At 64.7% G+C, this 15,961-nt stretch carries 17 protein-coding genes; 12 read left to right on the plus strand and 5 right to left on the minus strand.

Annotated elements, in window-relative coordinates; genetic code table 11:
* Positions 1-19 precede the first annotated feature (19 nt).
* From AC0CMF_RS07370 to lpxK, 3 genes are read left to right on the plus strand one after another with little or no spacing between them, the layout of a single operon-like run.
* Positions 20-718, plus strand: coding sequence for a lysophospholipid acyltransferase family protein (locus AC0CMF_RS07370; RefSeq protein WP_374629961.1), 699 nt, complete (start codon positions 20-22; stop codon positions 716-718).
* Positions 711-2,033 (plus strand): 3-deoxy-D-manno-octulosonic acid transferase, encoded by a 1,323-nt coding sequence (locus AC0CMF_RS07375; protein ID WP_374629960.1) that lies wholly within the window; start codon positions 711-713, stop codon positions 2,031-2,033. Before AC0CMF_RS07370 ends, AC0CMF_RS07375 begins: the two co-directional genes overlap by 8 nt.
* The gene (lpxK, locus tag AC0CMF_RS07380) at positions 2,030-3,055 is read left to right on the plus strand and encodes a tetraacyldisaccharide 4'-kinase (protein WP_374629959.1); all 1,026 of its coding nucleotides are present in this window, start codon (positions 2,030-2,032) and stop codon (positions 3,053-3,055) included. The genes AC0CMF_RS07375 and lpxK overlap by 4 nt, the downstream gene beginning before the upstream one ends.
* Positions 3,056-3,366: 311 nt before the next feature.
* Here the strand turns inward: lpxK and AC0CMF_RS07385 are convergent, their stop codons facing one another.
* Positions 3,367-3,591 (minus strand): DUF2093 domain-containing protein, encoded by a 225-nt coding sequence (locus tag AC0CMF_RS07385; RefSeq protein WP_162936311.1) that lies wholly within the window; start codon positions 3,589-3,591, stop codon positions 3,367-3,369.
* A 288-nt stretch (positions 3,592-3,879) separates the two neighbouring features.
* On the opposite strand from AC0CMF_RS07385, the gene tldD reads away from it, so the two are divergent.
* The gene (gene tldD / locus AC0CMF_RS07390) at positions 3,880-5,259 is read left to right on the plus strand and encodes a metalloprotease TldD (RefSeq protein WP_374629990.1); all 1,380 of its coding nucleotides are present in this window, start codon (positions 3,880-3,882) and stop codon (positions 5,257-5,259) included.
* 227 nt (positions 5,260-5,486) lie between these two features.
* Here the strand turns inward: tldD and AC0CMF_RS07395 are convergent, their stop codons facing one another.
* Complete coding sequence (locus AC0CMF_RS07395) at positions 5,487-5,960, minus strand: invasion associated locus B family protein (protein WP_244284715.1); 474 nt, start codon at positions 5,958-5,960, stop codon at positions 5,487-5,489.
* An 814-nt stretch (positions 5,961-6,774) separates the two neighbouring features.
* On the opposite strand from AC0CMF_RS07395, the gene coxB reads away from it, so the two are divergent.
* From coxB to AC0CMF_RS07435, 8 genes are all read left to right on the plus strand, one after another.
* The gene (coxB, locus tag AC0CMF_RS07400; RefSeq protein WP_058897829.1) at positions 6,775-7,677 is read left to right on the plus strand and encodes a cytochrome c oxidase subunit II; all 903 of its coding nucleotides are present in this window, start codon (positions 6,775-6,777) and stop codon (positions 7,675-7,677) included.
* A 153-nt stretch (positions 7,678-7,830) separates the two neighbouring features.
* A complete protein-coding gene (gene ctaD / locus AC0CMF_RS07405; RefSeq protein ID WP_050471981.1) occupies positions 7,831-9,426 on the plus strand; it encodes a cytochrome c oxidase subunit I in 1,596 nt (531 codons plus the stop codon).
* Positions 9,427-9,666: 240 nt separating this feature from the next.
* Positions 9,667-10,605 carry a heme o synthase gene (locus AC0CMF_RS07410; RefSeq protein WP_208975589.1) on the plus strand — a complete coding sequence of 313 codons (939 nt, stop codon included), beginning with the start codon at positions 9,667-9,669 and terminating at the stop codon, positions 10,603-10,605.
* Between the two features lie 3 nt (positions 10,606-10,608).
* Positions 10,609-10,764: a hypothetical protein gene (locus tag AC0CMF_RS07415; protein WP_019966588.1), complete on the plus strand. Its 156-nt coding sequence runs from the start codon at positions 10,609-10,611 to the stop codon at positions 10,762-10,764.
* Between the two features lie 7 nt (positions 10,765-10,771).
* Positions 10,772-11,386, plus strand: a complete 615-nt coding sequence (locus AC0CMF_RS07420; RefSeq protein ID WP_050471979.1) for a cytochrome c oxidase assembly protein — start codon at positions 10,772-10,774, stop codon at positions 11,384-11,386.
* A gap of 63 nt (positions 11,387-11,449) precedes the next feature.
* Positions 11,450-12,322 carry a cytochrome c oxidase subunit 3 gene (locus AC0CMF_RS07425; protein ID WP_050472237.1) on the plus strand — a complete coding sequence of 291 codons (873 nt, stop codon included), beginning with the start codon at positions 11,450-11,452 and terminating at the stop codon, positions 12,320-12,322.
* 100 nt (positions 12,323-12,422) lie between these two features.
* Positions 12,423-12,845, plus strand: a complete 423-nt coding sequence (locus AC0CMF_RS07430) for a DUF983 domain-containing protein (RefSeq protein WP_472481368.1) — start codon at positions 12,423-12,425, stop codon at positions 12,843-12,845.
* Positions 12,846-12,958: 113 nt separating this feature from the next.
* Positions 12,959-13,741: an SURF1 family protein gene (locus AC0CMF_RS07435; protein WP_472481370.1), complete on the plus strand. Its 783-nt coding sequence runs from the start codon at positions 12,959-12,961 to the stop codon at positions 13,739-13,741.
* Between the two features lie 115 nt (positions 13,742-13,856).
* On the opposite strand, the gene AC0CMF_RS07440 is transcribed toward AC0CMF_RS07435, so the two are convergent.
* The 3 genes from AC0CMF_RS07440 to AC0CMF_RS07450 form a co-directional block, all read right to left on the minus strand.
* The gene (locus AC0CMF_RS07440) at positions 13,857-14,534 is read right to left on the minus strand and encodes a hypothetical protein (RefSeq protein ID WP_472481372.1); all 678 of its coding nucleotides are present in this window, start codon (positions 14,532-14,534) and stop codon (positions 13,857-13,859) included.
* A 95-nt stretch (positions 14,535-14,629) separates the two neighbouring features.
* On the minus strand, positions 14,630-14,884 hold the full coding sequence (locus AC0CMF_RS07445; RefSeq protein ID WP_055455114.1) for a hypothetical protein: 255 nt from the start codon (positions 14,882-14,884) through the stop codon (positions 14,630-14,632).
* An 806-nt stretch (positions 14,885-15,690) separates the two neighbouring features.
* On the minus strand, positions 15,691-15,933 hold the full coding sequence (locus AC0CMF_RS07450) for a DUF1127 domain-containing protein (RefSeq protein ID WP_055455115.1): 243 nt from the start codon (positions 15,931-15,933) through the stop codon (positions 15,691-15,693).
* Positions 15,934-15,961: the final 28 nt, after the last annotated feature.

Consider the following 15,961-nt stretch of genomic DNA (forward strand, 5'->3'; position numbering starts at 1 on the left):
GCGCGACGTCAGGAACAGAATGCTTAAGAAACTCGGCCGGACTCCCGCGCTGTTGAAGGCCGCTGGCTTGCTGCTGGCGGCTTACCTGCGTCTTGTGCGCAAGACGAACAGCATGGTCATTGATCCGCCGGATGCCTACGAGCGGCTGCAGCCGCACCGGCCCTTCATTTGCGCCATGTGGCATGGCCAGCATTTCATGATGCCCTTCACCCGGCCTGACGACTGGGACGTGCATGTGATGATCTCCCGCTCCGCGGATGGCGAGATCAACGCAACGGCAGCTGAAAGGCTGGGCCTGAAGCTGATCCGCGCCTCGGGCAGCCAGAAGTCCTACCAGATCACCAAGCGCGGCGGCATGCGCGGCTTCATCGAGGGCCTGCGCGTGCTGAAGGAGGGCGGCATCATGGCCCTGACGGCGGATGTGCCGAAGGGGCCGGCCCGTGTTGCCGGACAGGGCATCGTGCAGATGGCCCGCCATTCGGGCCGCCCCATCGTGCCCTTTGCCATTGCCACCAGCCGCTTCCTCACCTTCAACAGCTGGGACAAGGCGAGCCTGAACCTGCCGTTCGGCCGCGCTGCCATCGCCATCGGCGAGCCCATCTATGTGGCCAATGATGCCGATGACGCGGCGCTGGAAGTGGCCCGCCTTGCCGTCGAGGCCGGCCTCAACGAAGTGACGGCCCGCGCCTATGCCCTGACCGGGAAACGCCATGGCTGACGCGCGCGCCGCTGCCGCCGCTTCCTTTCCCTTGCGCGCTTATGGAGCCGTGGCAGGGCTGGCCCTGCCGGTCCTGAAGCTGCTGCATGCCTCCCGCGTGCGTGCGGGCAAGGAGGATCCGGCACGGCGCGGCGAGCGTTTCGGCGTGGCGTCCTTACCACGCCCGCAAGGCCGGCTGGTCTGGCTGCATGCGGCGAGCGTTGGCGAAACCAACTCGGTACTGCCGCTGATCGAACGGCTGACGGGCGAGGGCGTCAGCGTGCTCCTGACCACGGTGACGCGCACCTCTGCGGAAATTGCCGCGCAGCGCCTGCCGCAGGGGGCCTTCCATCAATATGCCCCCTTTGATGCGCCGCAGCTTGTCCGCCGGTTTCTGGGCCTCTGGCAGCCGGATCTGGCGCTGGTCGTGGAATCGGAGATCTGGCCCGGCACCTTCGCCCGGCTGGCGCGGACGGGCATTCCGCTTGCCATCATCAACGGGCGCATGTCGGCCCGCTCCGGCGCCAAGTGGGAAAAAAGCCGTGCCTTCGGCCGCGCCGTCTTCGGCTGCGTCAGCCTGTGCCTGGCCCAGAGTGAGGCGGATGCCGCGCGCTACCGCAAGCTGGGCGTGGCCAATGTGCGCTCCCCCGGCAACCTGAAATTCGACGCCGCCCCGCCGCTGGCCGACCCTGCCGCCGTTGCCGCCCTTTCGGCGCAGATGGCTGGCCGCCCGCTGTGGCTGGCCGCGTCCACCCATCCGGGTGAGGATGAGATCGTCCTCGCCGCCCACAAGCACCTGGCGGAGCGCTTTCCCGGCCTGCTGACGCTGCTGATGCCGCGCCATCCGGTGCGTGGCGGTGATATCGCAGCGCTCGCTTCAGGCGCGGGCCTCAAGGCAGCACAGCGCTCCTGCGGGGCGTTTCCGGTGGCAGATCTTGATGTCTATATCGCCGACACGCTGGGTGAGATGGGGCTCTTCCTGCGGCTGGCACCGGCTGTTTTCCTCGGTGGCTCCTTTGCGCCCGTGGGTGGCCACAATCCGGTGGAACCGGCGCAGCTTGGGGTGCCGCTCGTCACCGGGCCGCTCGTTGCCAATGCCCGGGCCGTCTACCGCGACCTGTGGGATGCGCAGGCGGCCGTGCGCGTTGAGGACCCGGCAGAGCTGGGCCCGGCCATTGCCCGGCTTCTGGCTGATGGGCCGGGCCGCAAGGCCATGGCCGCACGCGCCTTTGCGGTGGCGGAGGCGGGTGCAGGCGCGCTGGATCGCACGCTGGAACATCTGCGGCCTTTGCTCTACGCTGACAGCGGTGCAAGGGACGGGATTTCCGGGGAATGAGAACGGCTCCAGCCTTCTGGTGGCATGACAGGATCAGCCTGAAGGCCGCACTGCTTTCGCCTCTCTCCTTCATTTACGGCGCGGTCTCCGGCCGCCGCATGCATCAGGCGCCTTCGGCCCATGCCAGCCTTCCGGTCATCTGCATCGGCAATTTCGTCGTGGGCGGGGCGGGCAAGACGCCCTTTGCCCTGAAACTCTGCGCCCTGCTGCAGGCCGAGGGGCACAAGCCGGTGTTCCTGCTGCGCGGCTATGGCGGGCGGCTGAAGGGCCCGGTGCTGGTGGACCCGGAAAAGCACAGCGGCGCCGATGTGGGCGACGAGGCCTTTCTGCTGGCCGCCGCTGCGCCCACGATCGTCGCCGCCAACCGGCCGGAGGGCGCGGCCTTCGCCGCCACGCTGGAGGCAAGCCTCATCCTCATGGACGACGGCTTCCAGAACCCGGCGCTGGCCAAGGATCTGACGCTGGCTCTGGTGGATGCTGAAGTCGGCACCGGCAACGGCCTGTGCCTGCCCGCCGGTCCCTTGCGCGCGCCGCTTTCCGCCCAGATCCGCAAGGCCGATGCGCTGGTGGTGGTGGGCGAGGGCAGCCGCGCCGCCAAGGCCGTGCATCTTGCTGCCCGGCGCGGCCTGCCGATCATCGAGGCAAAGATCACCCCCACCAATGGCGCGGAGTTCGAGGGGCAGAAGGTGCTTGCCTATGCGGGCATCGGGAGACCGCAGAAATTCTTCGCAAGCCTTGCCGCTGCGGGGGCCGAGGTGGTGGAGACCCGCGCCTTCGCTGATCACCACCCCTATTCGGAAGCCGAAGCCCAAAGCCTTCTCACCCGCGCCGAAACGCAAGGCCTGCAACTGGTGACCACAGCCAAGGACATGGCCCGCATCGAAAGCGCCGAGGGCGAGATCTACCGCTGGCTCGCCAAACGCTCCGCCGTGCTGGAGGTGGACATGCGCATCGAGCCGCAATCCCGCCTCATGGACCTCGTCTCCGAAACCCTCCGCCGCCGCCCCTTCCGCAGCCGGTGAGGGGAGGGGCTGTGTTCCCTGAGAGAAGCAGCGGGGATCCTGTCCTCTTGCCATGACTGAGGCACAGTTGGCCGAACCAGCAGGCAGAGAAACCCTCACAGGTCCCGGCTCAAGGCCGGGACGGCACAGTGAGGATGCTTAGGCAGTGCTCTCTAGACTTCGGGAAGGCGGAATTGCCCCAGAAGGCAATCATTTCTCCGCGCCGTCCCGGCCTTGAGCCGGGACCCGTAAGGGACGCAGGGCACGTCAAGCCCAATCCCCCGCTGTCCCGCATGCACAGAGGGGCAAATCCGCCCCGGACAGCAAAAACCTCAGAGGTCCTTGCCCTCGAACTGCACGAAGCGGGTGTGGGCGGCGGCGGGGTCCACATAGGCTTCCTGGCGCTCCACGTTCCAGTATTTCAGCTCGTCCAGCGGAATGGTCTGCCCGGTCACGGCGCAGCGCACGAAGGTGCCGGGAGACTCGATCTGGAAATCACCATCCAGATAGCGCAAACGCGCCTCACCCGGCATGCGCGGGGTTTCCATACGGTTCATCACATCTCTCTCCTGCATCCGGCCCACCCCTCAGGCAAGCCCCAACTCTTGCGCCGGTTATGGCCGGAAGCCGGGGGATGGTCAATGCTGGGGTGGGACTGCTGGAAGCCAAGGGACGGAACTGGGCCCACAGGGGATGAATTCCCCCATCCAACCCGCTATGTTACCTCAAAACCGGTGCCGCCTGTGCGCCGGTTCCCTGTTCCGCAAGTCAGCTGAAAGACACCGATGAGCCAGTCCCCTTCTGCCGCCGCAATTCCGGATCTGATTGAAGCCACGGGGCTCGGGATGGAGGCGGCGCGGCGGATTGTTGGGGAGGCGCTGGCGGGGGCGGATGATGGGGAGCTGTTTGTGGAATACCGGCAGTCCGAAGGGCTGGTGTTCGACAATGGCCGCCTGAAGGGCGCCAATTACGATACGTCGCAGGGCTTTGGCCTGCGGGCTGTCTGCGGTGAGGCGGCCGGTTATGCCCATTCGGGCGAGATTTCGGAAGCGGCGCTGAGGCGGGCGGCGGATGCGGTGTCTGCGGTGCGCTCCGGCCACGCGGGCAGCTATGCCGCCGCGCCTGCCCGCACCAATGTGCAGCTTTACCCGGATCTCAACCCGCTGGCGGGGCCAAGCTTCGAGGAAAAGGTGAAGCTGCTGCAGGAGATCGACGCCTTTGCGCGGGCGCGTGATCCGCGCGTGCGGCAGGTGACGGCCTCGATCGGCGGCTCCTGGCAGGTGGTGGACATTCTGCGGGCCGATGGCCACCGGGTGCGTGATGTGCGGCCCATGGTGAGCCTGTCCATCTCCGTGGTGGCGGCCTCGGGCGAGCGCATGGAAACCGGCTCTTTCAGCTGCGGCGGGCGTGAGGGCTTTGCCCGTTTCATCACGCCGGAGGCCTGGCAGGCGGGTGTGGATGAGGCGCTGCGCCGGGCGCTGGTCAATCTGGAGGCGGTGCCCGCGCCTGCCGGCACGTTTGACGTGGTGATGGGCCCCGGCTGGCCGGGCATTCTGCTGCATGAGGCGGTGGGCCACGGGCTGGAAGGGGATTTCAACCGCAAGAAGACGTCCGCCTTCGCCGGGCTGATGGGCCAGCGCGTGGCGGCCCCCGGCGTGACCATTGTGGATGACGGCACGATTGCCGGCCGGCGCGGCTCCATCACCGTGGATGACGAAGGCACGCCCTCGGCCTTAACGCCGCTGATCGAGGACGGCATTCTTGTGGGCTACATGCAGGACCGGCAGAACGCCCGGCTGATGGGCATGAAGCCCACCGGCAATGGCCGCCGCCAGTCCTTTGCGCATATTCCCATGCCGCGCATGACCAACACCATCATGATGGGCGGCGACAAGGACCCGCAGGAAATCCTCGCCTCGGTGAAGAACGGCATTTATGCCGTGTCCTTCGGCGGCGGGCAGGTGGATATCACAAGCGGCAAGTTCGTCTTCTCCTGCACGGAAGCCTACCGCATCGAGAACGGCAAGGTCGGCGCGCCGCTCAAGGGGGCGATGCTGATCGGCAACGGCCCGGATGCGCTGACCCGCGTCAGCATGATCGGCAATGACATGGCGCTGGACCCGGGCATGGGTACCTGCGGCAAGCAGGGGCAGGGCGTGCCGGTGGGCGTCGGCCAGCCGTCGCTGCGGCTCGATGGGCTGACCGTCGGCGGCACGGCGGTCTGATATCCGTTCCGGGGAGCCTGGCTCATCCGGCAGTGGCACGATGGCTCTCTGAAGCCCTTGCGGCGCTTGAGCATTTTCAAGGCGTGATGCGTCAGCATCGAAAGCCTTGGTACAACGCCTTGAAGCCGCCCTGCGCGGCTTCGGCTTCGAGGTGTGAAGGCTGCATGAAAAGACCCGCCAGCTGTTGCAGCAGGCGGGTCCTGAAGGCGCGAAGGTATGCGGCGGCGTTACGGCAGGGCGTCGAAGCCGGCGGAGAAGCCGGCGAGCGAAATCGGGATGCCGATGCCTTCTTCCGGGGTCTGGAAGATGATGAAGGTGGCCTGCTTGCCGCCGCGCAGCTTGCCCACCACGTCATCCTGCAGGATCACTTCGGCAATGCAGCCATTGGGCAGGCAGCGGACGAAGGCGGCGCGGCCGATATCGGCCTCATCAACACGCAGGCCAAGGCCGGAGGGCAGCAGCACGCCGAGCGGCGCCAGCACGCGCAGGATGCGCGCCTGCTTGTCGGCGGTCTTCAGCACGATGACGGAAAGGCCCACATTGTCCCGGTCTTCCGCCGTCACGTTCTGGATAAGGGCGCACTGTTCGCTTTCGGCCCCCGGAGGGGTGTCGCAGCGCATCTGCCAGTCACCATGAACAGCCTTCACCTCGCCCTGGGCAAGGGCGGGGCTGGTGATGGCCTGTGCTCCCAGGCCCAACAGGAGGCCAAAAACCGGGGCGGCAAAAGCGGCAAGGCGCGGGATACGGGTCAGCAAGGACTTTTCTCCGACTGGGTCATTCAACGCCGCAAGGGCGAATCAGGTTCTTAAAACTCAACGCACAATGCCGCAAGCGGGCAGCGTGATCCACATTTCAATAGGCTCCATGGCAGAAGCAAGGCGGAAACGCTGCAAGAGGCGGGAAAAATGCCAGCCTGCCGCTGGCTGCGTTGATTCTGATCAACCTGTGCATGGAGCTGGCCGCTGGCCGGAGGTTTCAGCCAAGCTGTAAAATATTGACAAGGATCAAGGCGGGGAAATGGACAAGCTCTGGCGAAATCACGACAAACCCATTGCTAAGGCCGTTCTCTTGTGGTTTTTGTGCCCGAAGAGGGAGAAGTGAAAAGGCTGCGGCAGAACGTCGCTCCTCCCTTGGCCGCATCGTGCAGCATGCGGTTATATGCGTATTATCATACGCGAAACGGACGCGAGACACTCCGGTCTGATGCAGGGCGCCAAAAGGGCGCCGGCCTCGGGCGGGAGGTTTGGCTGTCCCGCAAGAGTTTGAAGGTTCTGCCTTGACGACGAGGCAGCAGGGCACCCGCCGGAAACCGGCCGATGACCGGATTGTCTCCGGACGGGGCGTGCTGCAGGCGGAACCGGAAGCTGTCCCAACCCGCAAGGTGGGGATGGGGCATCTCCGCCGCAAGGGCAGGCCGCGCAGGCCGCCCCGGGGCGGACACAAGGAAAACCGCCGCAAGGCGGGCGAATTGAGCATGATCCGCCCGGGGGGCGGGCAAGGGAAGGGAGCGCGGACGTGAAGGCAAACTTCAAGCGTCTCATTGCGGCAGGTGCAGCGGCTGTCTTGCTGGCGGGAACCGCCGGTGCGGCAATGGCCGAAGTCTCAGGCGGTATGTCCAGCTGGCAGCTTGGCCTGCAGAACTCTGTCACCGAGGTGATGGACGACATTCACTGGTTCAAGAACTTCACGCTTGGCATCATCACCATCATCACGCTGTTCGTGCTGGCGCTGCTGATCTACGTGATGGTGCGGTTCCGCCGTCAGGCCAACCCGTCGCCCTCGCGCACCTCGCACAACACGATGATCGAAGTGGCCTGGACGGTTGTGCCGATCCTCATTCTGGTCGTCATCGCCGTGCCGTCTTTCCGCCTGCTGTACAAGCAGGTCGAGATCCCGGCCTATGACATGACCATCAAGGCCACCGGTTTTCAGTGGTACTGGGGCTACGAATATACGGACGAGGCGCTGGAAGGCATCGCCTTTGAAGCGATCATGCTCAAGGACGACGAGCGCCAGCAGGCGGCGCAGGAACGCGGCGTTCCCCTGAGCGACGTGCCGCGCCTCCTCGCCACCGACTATGATGTGGTCGTGCCGGTCAACAAGACCGTCCGCGTCCAGGTGACGGCGGGTGACGTGATCCATGCCTTCGCCATGCCGGCCTTCGGCATCAAGATCGATGCGATCCCGGGCCGCCTGAACGAGACCTGGTTCAACGCCCGCGAGACCGGCATCTATTACGGCCAGTGCTCCGAGCTTTGCGGCAAGGATCATGCCTTCATGCCGATCGCCATCCGGGTGGTCACGCAGGAGCAGTTCGACGCCTGGGCCGAGACTGCCAAGACCGACATCGACGGCGCACACAAGCAGCTGATGGCGGCCATCGCAGCTGAGCGCAACACGGCTGTCGCCGCTCGCTGAGGCGGAAAAATCCGGGGCGGCGGCACGACCACCGCACCTGCTCAAGCTGAAACGGGTGCGGCGGGGTTCTCGCCGCTTCCGCTCAATCCAGAGGGGCGCGGAGGGCAAGAGGAGCCGCCCGCCCTGTCGTGAAATTCAAGAGGGAGCTCGATCATGGCTGCGGCTGCTGCGCATGGCGCTCATGACCATCCGACTGGTTTCCGCCGGTGGGTCTATTCGACCAACCACAAGGACATCGGCATTCTCTATCTCATCTTCGCAATCATCGCCGGCATCATCGGCGGCGCGCTCTCGGTCGGCATCCGCATGGAGCTGCAGGAGCCGGGGATGCAGATCTTCTCCAACCCGGACATGTTCAACGTCTTCACGACGGCCCATGGCCTGATCATGATCTTCTTCATGGTCATGCCGGCGCTGATCGGCGGCTATGCCAACTACTTCGTGCCGATCATGATCGGTGCGCCGGACATGGCCTTCCCGCGCATGAACAACATTTCCTTCTGGCTGCTGCCGCCGTCCTTCGCGCTGCTGCTGCTGTCGCTGTTCGTGGAAGGGGCTCCAGGCTCCACCGGCGTGAGCGGCGGCTGGACCATGTATCCGCCTTACTCCTCCTCCGGCCAGCCCGGCCCGGCGGTGGACCTGGCGATCCTGGCGCTGCACATTTCCGGCGCCTCGTCGATCCTGGGCGCGATCAACTTCATCACCACCATCTTCAACATGCGCGCGCCGGGCATGACCCTGCACAAGATGCCGCTGTTCGCCTGGTCGGTGCTGATCACGGCCTTCCTGCTGCTGCTGTCGCTGCCGGTTCTGGCCGGTGCCATCACCATGCTGCTGACGGACCGCAACTTCGACACTGCCTTCTTCAACCCGGCCGGTGGCGGTGACCCGATCCTGTTCCAGCACCTGTTCTGGTTCTTCGGCCACCCGGAAGTGTACATCCTGATCCTGCCGGCTTTCGGCATCATCAGCCACATCGTCTCCACCTTCTCCCGCAAGCCGATCTTCGGTTACCTCGGCATGGCCTATGCCATGGTCGCCATCGGCGTGGTCGGCTTCATCGTGTGGGCGCACCACATGTACACCGTCGGCATGTCGGTCGAGACGCAGGCCTATTTCGTCGCCGCCACCATGGTGATTGCGGTGCCGACGGGTGTGAAGATCTTCTCCTGGATCGCCACCATGTGGGGCGGCTCCATCGAGTTCCGCACCCCGATGGTCTGGGCCATCGGCTTCATCTTCCTGTTCACCGTTGGCGGTGTGACGGGTGTGCAGCTGGCCAACGCCGGTCTCGACCGCGCGCTGCATGACACCTATTACGTGGTGGCGCACTTCCACTACGTGCTGTCGCTCGGCGCCGTGTTCGGTATCTTCGCAGCCTGGTACTACTGGTTCCCGAAGATCTCCGGCTACATGTACAATGAAACCATCGGCAAGGCACACTTCTGGATCACCTTCATCGGCGTGAACCTGGTGTTCTTCCCGCAGCACTTCCTCGGCCTCAACGGCATGCCGCGCCGCTACGCCGATTACCCGGATGCGCTGGCCGGCTGGAACTTTGTGTCCTCCATCGGGTCTTACATCTCGGCCTTTGCAGTGTTCGTCTTCCTGTTCGGCATTCTGGAAGCCTTCATGAAGAAGCGCGTTGCGGGCAACAACCCCTGGGGTGAAGGCGCGACCACGCTGGAGTGGACCCTGTCCTCGCCCCCGCCGTTCCACCAGTTCGAGACGCTGCCGCGCATCAAGTAAGCAGCGCTCCTGCAGGAAACAGAAATGCCGCGCCGCATGGGCGCGGCATTTCGCCCGGATCCTTCATACGGGAAAAGCCGTATTCTTGGCGGATCCAGCGGACAGGTCAGCTGTCTGCGCCCTGCTGCGGCAGGGCACCCGAAGAGAAAGGGCAGCACCTGGCCGCAGGGCCGCGGGTGCAAAGCCCTCATCTCCGCGCCCGCCGCGGAGCCCAGGACGCACAGGTACGAGGAAGAGCCGATGTCTCTCGCAGAGAGCAATGACAGGATGACTGCCGGCCCCGCCGTCTGGAACGGTGGCATGGGTTCGGTTGGCGACTACATCGCCCTGCTGAAGCCGCGGGTCATGTCGCTCGTGATCTTCACCGCCTTTGTCGGCATGATGCTGGCGCCCGGCTCGATCCATCCGCTTTTCGCCGGGGTTGCCCTTCTGTGCATTGCCGTTGGCGCTGGCGCCTCCGGTGCCCTGAACATGTGGTATGACGCGGACATCGACGCCGTGATGAGCCGCACCGCAAAGCGACCGATCCCGGCCGGCAAGATCACGCCGGACGAGGCCCTGGCCTTCGGCATGGTGCTGTCGATCGGCTCCGTGCTCGTGCTCGGGCTCCTGGTCAACTGGTTTGCCGGGGCCTTCCTTGCCTTCACGATCTTCTTCTACGCGGTTGTCTACACCATGTGGCTGAAGCGCTCGACGCCGCAGAACATCGTCATCGGTGGCGCGGCCGGTGCTTTCCCTCCGATGATCGGCTGGGCCTCCGTCACGGGCAGCATCAGCCTCGAAAGCGTCGTGCTGTTCCTGATCATCTTCATGTGGACGCCGCCGCATTTCTGGGCCCTGGCCCTGTTCAAGAGCGGTGACTACCGCGCGGCCGGAATCCCGATGCTGCCGGTCGTCGCCGGTGAAACGGCAACGCGCCGCCAGATCCTGATCTATTCCATCATTCTGGCGCCGCTGGCGGTGGCCCCCTATGCGCTCGGCTTTGCCGGTGTGGTCTATGGTGTGGCCGCCACCGTGCTGGGCGCCGTGTTCCTGGGGCTGGCGGTTGCCGTCTACCGCAAGCGCGAGGGCGAGGCGGCCCGCAAGGCGGCCGTGCGGCTCTTCAGCTTCTCCATCCTCTATCTTTTCCTGCTCTATGCCCTGATGCTGGGTGAGAGCCTTGCCGGGCGGATGCTTTGAGCCATGACGGAAGACGGTATCAAGCTCACCGATGAACAGCTGAAGCGGCGCAAGGCCCGCTCGCTCGCGATCGGCCTGTCCCTGGCCGGTCTCGTGGTTCTGTTCTATCTCGTCACCTGGTTGAAGCTGGGCGCAGCCGTCCTGCAGCGTCCTTTGTGAGGCCCTCATGAACAGCGAAACGAACGGAATGGACCTTCGCCGCCGTGATGCCAGCAATCGAAAGGTGGCTTTCGTCTGTGCGTCCATCTTCTTTGCGATGGTGGGCGCATCCTTCGCTGCCGTGCCGCTGTATGAGCTGTTCTGCCAGGTCACCGGTTTCGGGGGCACGACACAGCGCGCCGAGAGCGAGAGCGGCACCATCATCGACCGCAAGATCACCGTCCGTTTTGATGGCAACATCAATGGCGCGCTGCCCTGGAGCTTCAAGCCGCAGCAGCGCAGCGTGACCCTGCGCATGGGCGAGACCATGCAGGTGGCCTATGAGGCCCATAACACCAGCTCTGACGTGACCACGGGCACATCCGTGTTCAACGTCACGCCGTTCGAGGCGGGGGCCTATTTCAACAAGATGCAGTGCTTCTGCTTCACCGAACAGGCGCTGGCCGCCGGTGAGGGCGTTGAAATGCCGGTGGTGTTCTTTGTCGACCCGGCGATGGACGAAGATCCTGACCTGAAGCACGTCAAGGAAATCACCCTGTCTTATACTTTCTACCCGGTGCAACATCCGGTCAAACCAGTCGCTGCCAGACCTGCGGATCCGGCAGCGGAGAGCAATTTGTGATGGGTCAGGCCGCTGAACGGCCGGTCCGTCCGGAACGCATTTGGAACTTCGGGGAGCATGCCCATGGCTGAGGCACATACCAAGAACCACGACTACCACCTTGTGGACCCAAGCCCCTGGCCGTTCCTGGCCTCGATGGGCGCCTTCATTCTCGCTCTGGGCGGGATCGGCCTGATGCGCTCTGCCAAGGGTGCCGATTTCACCATCTTCGGTGCCGATCTCACCGGCTGGGGCCTCTTCGCCGTTGGCCTCGTGATCGTTCTCTACGTCATGTACGCCTGGTGGCGGGACACCGTGCGCGAATCGCTGGAAGGCCATCACACCCGCGTGGTCAGCCTGCACCTGCGCTACGGCATGATCCTGTTCATCGCCTCGGAAGTGATGTTCTTCGTCGCCTGGTTCTGGGCCTTCTTCGATGCCTCGCTCTTCACCAGCGAAGCCATCCAGTATGCCCGCGTCGAGGCAACCGGCGGTGTCTGGCCGCCGGAAGGCATCACCCCGTTTGATCCCTGGCACCTGCCGCTGCTGAACACGCTGATCCTGCTCACCTCCGGCACCACCGTGACCTGGGCACATCATGCGCTGCTCGAGAACGACCGTCAGGGCCTTAAGTGGGGTCTGACCCTCACCGTGATCCTGGGCGTGATCTTCTCGATCTGCCAGGCCTATGAATATGCCCACGCCAGCTTTGCCTTCTCGGGCAACATCTATGGCGCCACCTTCTACATGGCCACCGGCTTCCACGGCTTCCACGTGATCGTCGGCACCATCTTCCTGGCGGTCTGCCTCATCCGCGCTTCGGCCGGCCAGTTCACCCCGCAGAAGCATTTCGGCTTCGAGGCGGCTGCCTGGTACTGGCACTTCGTCGACGTGGTGTGGCTGTTCCTCTTCGCCACCATCTATATCTGGGGCGCATGGGGCGTGCCGACGCACTGACGCGGCGCTTAAACCGGTGTAAACAGAACGGGCCCGGACGGGTGGCATGCATGCCATCTGGCCGGGCCTTTCGCTTTCAGGCGGGGCAGGAGAGGTTTCGATGCAGAACAGCTTGCAGGACAGCTTGCAGGACAGGGCGCTTTATCCGCCGCAGAATCCGGTGTCCGCCGGTCTGAGATGCCGCTGCCCGCGCTGCGGCGAAGGGAGGCTGTTCCGTGGCTTCCTGACGTCGCGCCCGGCCTGCACGGCCTGCGGCCTCGACCTTGCCTTTGCTGCGGAAAGCGGCGATGGCCCGGCCGTTTTCGTCATCATGATCGTCGGCTTCATCGTGGTGGGGCTGGTGCTGGCGGTGGAACTGGCCTATGCGCCGCCCATATGGCTGCATCTGCTGCTCTGGCTGCCGCTGACCGTCATCCTCGGCCTCGGCGTGCTGCGCCCGTTGAAGGGGCTGATGATCGCCATGCAATACCGCAATGATGCGGCCGAAGGCAGGCTTGACGCGGATGGACAGGACGAAGCCTGAACCCGGCCGTCTCATACCAAGGCTTTCGATGCTGACGCATCACGCCTTGAAAATGCTCAAGCTCATCGAGCATTGGTATCAGCCAATCCGCAAGCCGAACAGGATCGAAGCACGTGTCCGCCTCAAACCGCCCCTCCCGTTCCCCCGGCCAATCTGCTGTCCGCCGCCTGCTTGTTCCGGGAGTGGCGGCTGCCATCGGCCTTGCCATTCTCGTCAATCTCGGCCTGTGGCAGATGCAGCGGCTGGCCTGGAAAGAGGCGCTGATTGAACGGGTGACCGCAGATGTGGCGCGGCCGGCCGTTCCGGCACCGGGGCCGCAGGACTGGCCGCAGGTGACCACCGATCCCCTGACCGACTACCGCCATGTGGCCGTCAGCGGCCGCTATCTGCCGGGCGCGGCCTATTACTACACATCCCTGCCGGTCAAATCCGGCGCACCGTCCGGCCCGGGCTACATGATCTACAGCCCCCTTGTCACGGAGGAAGGCTGGCTGGTCATGATCAACCGGGGCTTCGTGCCGCAAGGGCTGGCAGCGGATCTGATGGCGGCACTGGAAACCCCGCCGCTGGGCGAGCAGCAGCTGACGGGCCTTTTGCGCCGCCGGGAGGAGCCGAACTGGACAACCCCCGCCGTGGATACCGGAAAGCGCATCTGGTTTGCCCGCGATACGGATCACATGGCCAGAATTCTGGGCGCCACCGGCAGCCTCGCGCCCTACAGCATCGATCTTGATGCCGCCTTCACCGGGGCGGACGGATTGCCCAGGGCGGGCGAAACGGTGGTGAAGTTCAAGAACGATCACCTCGGCTATGCCCTGACGTGGTTCGGCCTTGCCGCCACGCTCGCCGGGGTTTTCATTGCCTATGCGGTGCAGATCTTCCGCCGGAAAGCCTGAACAGCTCAAGGCGCAATGCCTCCGGCCTCTGTAGATATGTGAGCCTGCAGGTATGGGTTTCTACAGGTATGGGCTTCTGTGCGCCCGGACAGACGGCAGCCGCCCAGCTCCATCTTCAGCCTGGCTTGCCTTTCGGCGGCTTGCTGAGGCTGGTCTGGCGCAGACGGAGACGGCTTGCGCTGCTCCTGGGCTCGCCCAGCCGGACAGCCCCGAGAAGCTGCCGCGGGGACAGGATGATGCGGCTGCGGCTGTCGGGCCCCGGCATGCCGAAGGGCGGCTGCGGCTGCATCTGCAGGGGCGCAAGCGTACGCACCACGGGACCGCCTATGGCAGATGGCTGGACGGAAGGTGTGGAACTGGCAGAGGTGGAAACGGAAGCGGCTGAGCCAGGCTCTGCATCCCGCCCACCGGCTTGGCCGGAGGGCTTCGGGTGAGGCGGCGCTTCGCTGCGTGCCCCGCGGCTGACCGTGTCCCGTTCGACCAGCGCAATCGCGGGCTTGCCTGAGACGGGCCTTTCCGGCTCTTCGCGGCCCCCGGTGGGCATGCGCGCCGTATTGGCCTGCCGCCGCCGCCGGGCACGCCGGACAGCATGGATCGCGGCAGCCGAAGCAACCACAAGAGAGACTGGCCACAGAAGGGCACCCGCCAGAGCGAGGAAAAGCTCCAGGCGGCTTGTGCGCCCGCGTTCCGCCAGTTCGAGCATGGCGGCAGTCAGAAAAACAAAAGCAATCAGGCCGTAGATGCCAATAGCCACGGCACCGGCAAGGCCGCCAACAAAGCCAAGCGCGGACATATCCCGCTCCTTATGTTGCTTGCCACCCCCACGCAGCATGCAATCGCAATGCGGCAAAAGTCCAGATCACCACTTAAAAAACCGCGTGAAAAAAGTCAGAAAAGAATGGAGGCCGCAATACCGGCCGCTGTCAGAACCAGGGCCATCGAGCCCCAGAACAGCATATTCTTGAACAGGAGGAAAGAGGTGGTCATGCCATCTCCCTCTGCGCGGGCCGATCGCCCTGCGTCTTCCCAGGCCTCATCCTGCAGATCCTCCGCCCAGGCCGCATCGGCAGGCGCGGATGGGCCGGAGGGCCTGTGCTCCGGTGTGCCGGATGACTTGCGGGTTTCGCCTGCTGCCGGTCGCATCAACTCTAAACTCCTGACTAGCCGTATGCCACCTGAGTAGGCCCGTCAATCGTTAACAACTGTTAAACATTGAGGTTGCAATTTGAAGGAAACGCCGGTTTCCGGTGGGAGTTCTGCACAGGGAAGATGGCCGCAGTAGGGAGCCCGTTCCGGCACGGCTTTTCAGCCCCCTCGTGTGGCATGTTTACAGCAGGCACAAGGCAAAGGAATGCACTCTCCTTCTGCCGCAGCGCCCCTTTCCCCCTGGTACCCACCGCATGCACACATCGTGCATGAAGCCGGAGACGGTTTGGGGAAAGGCTGCAGTCTGGTTACTCTGGCGCGGCGTTTCAGCCCCCTCCCCCTGGTGGGGAGGGGGTAGGGGTGGGGGGATAGCCTTTCCGGCTGGCAAGGTGTCCATTGATTTCAGACAGCTGCTCCTCCTGATGCCTATTCAGGAAAATCTCTATCTTTCAGACGGTTGCGGACTCAGAGCCCCCCACCCCTTCCCCCTCCCCACGAGGGGGAGGGGGGCGGAGGGGCCCTGCCATCATGCCGGTGCATTCTTCTTCCGTGCGTCCAATGTAAACACTGCCCCACCAGGGGGAGGGGGGCGGCAGGTGTCCTCCCGAAAAGCAAACGCCTTACTGCGGGCGATGTCCGAACCTGATGTGTGAATCCGGCAGCCCTTGAGGGGGAGGGGGCTGAAAGGCCGTGCCGGGGTGGCCGGACCGCAGGCTTGCCCTAAGCCGCGGCTGTCTTCCCGCACGATGCGTGAAGGTGGCAGCTCAAGGGGCAGAAGTGTTGATGCCTGATCCTCTTCCGTATCAGGCCCGCCAGAACGGTTTTGACACTTCGAGAAGAACGGCGGACCGCTCGAGGCCGGCGTCGGCCAGAACGCTGTCGGGCTGCGGCAGCAGCTCCTTGCGCAGCATGCGCCGGTAGCTGATCCGCTCCAGCCAGATGCGGGTCCACACGCCTGCAATGCGGTGCAAGCCGTGGTCTCCGGCGCGGGCGCGGTCCTGCACATGGAGGGATGGGTTCGGGAAAAGGTAGATGACGCTGGGCATGATCTTGCTTTCTGTTCTTTTTTCTTGA

The sequence above is a fragment of the Pannonibacter sp. CBAS1226 genome (assembly GCF_055685825.1).

Bases quoted from the DNA above. Each gene is read 5' to 3' on its own strand.
- AC0CMF_RS07450 (WP_055455115.1), bottom strand. From the start codon at position 15,933: ATGCCCAGCGTCATCTACCTTTTCCCGAACCCATCCCTCCATGTGCAG.
- AC0CMF_RS07430 (WP_472481368.1), top strand. From the start codon at position 12,423: ATGCAGAACAGCTTGCAGGACAGCTTGCAGGACAGGGCGCTTTATCCG.
- AC0CMF_RS07410 (WP_208975589.1), top strand. From the start codon at position 9,667: ATGTCTCTCGCAGAGAGCAATGACAGGATGACTGCCGGCCCCGCCGTC.
- AC0CMF_RS07440 (WP_472481372.1), bottom strand. From the start codon at position 14,534: ATGTCCGCGCTTGGCTTTGTTGGCGGCCTTGCCGGTGCCGTGGCTATT.
- tldD (WP_374629990.1), top strand. From the start codon at position 3,880: ATGGAGGCGGCGCGGCGGATTGTTGGGGAGGCGCTGGCGGGGGCGGAT.
- AC0CMF_RS07425 (WP_050472237.1), top strand. From the start codon at position 11,450: ATGGCTGAGGCACATACCAAGAACCACGACTACCACCTTGTGGACCCA.
- AC0CMF_RS07375 (WP_374629960.1), top strand. From the start codon at position 711: ATGGCTGACGCGCGCGCCGCTGCCGCCGCTTCCTTTCCCTTGCGCGCT.
- AC0CMF_RS07415 (WP_019966588.1), top strand. From the start codon at position 10,609: ATGACGGAAGACGGTATCAAGCTCACCGATGAACAGCTGAAGCGGCGC.
- ctaD (WP_050471981.1), top strand. From the start codon at position 7,831: ATGGCTGCGGCTGCTGCGCATGGCGCTCATGACCATCCGACTGGTTTC.
- AC0CMF_RS07385 (WP_162936311.1), bottom strand. From the start codon at position 3,591: ATGAACCGTATGGAAACCCCGCGCATGCCGGGTGAGGCGCGTTTGCGC.
- AC0CMF_RS07370 (WP_374629961.1), top strand. From the start codon at position 20: ATGCTTAAGAAACTCGGCCGGACTCCCGCGCTGTTGAAGGCCGCTGGC.
- AC0CMF_RS07420 (WP_050471979.1), top strand. From the start codon at position 10,772: ATGAACAGCGAAACGAACGGAATGGACCTTCGCCGCCGTGATGCCAGC.
- AC0CMF_RS07445 (WP_055455114.1), bottom strand. From the start codon at position 14,884: ATGCGACCGGCAGCAGGCGAAACCCGCAAGTCATCCGGCACACCGGAG.
- lpxK (WP_374629959.1), top strand. From the start codon at position 2,030: ATGAGAACGGCTCCAGCCTTCTGGTGGCATGACAGGATCAGCCTGAAG.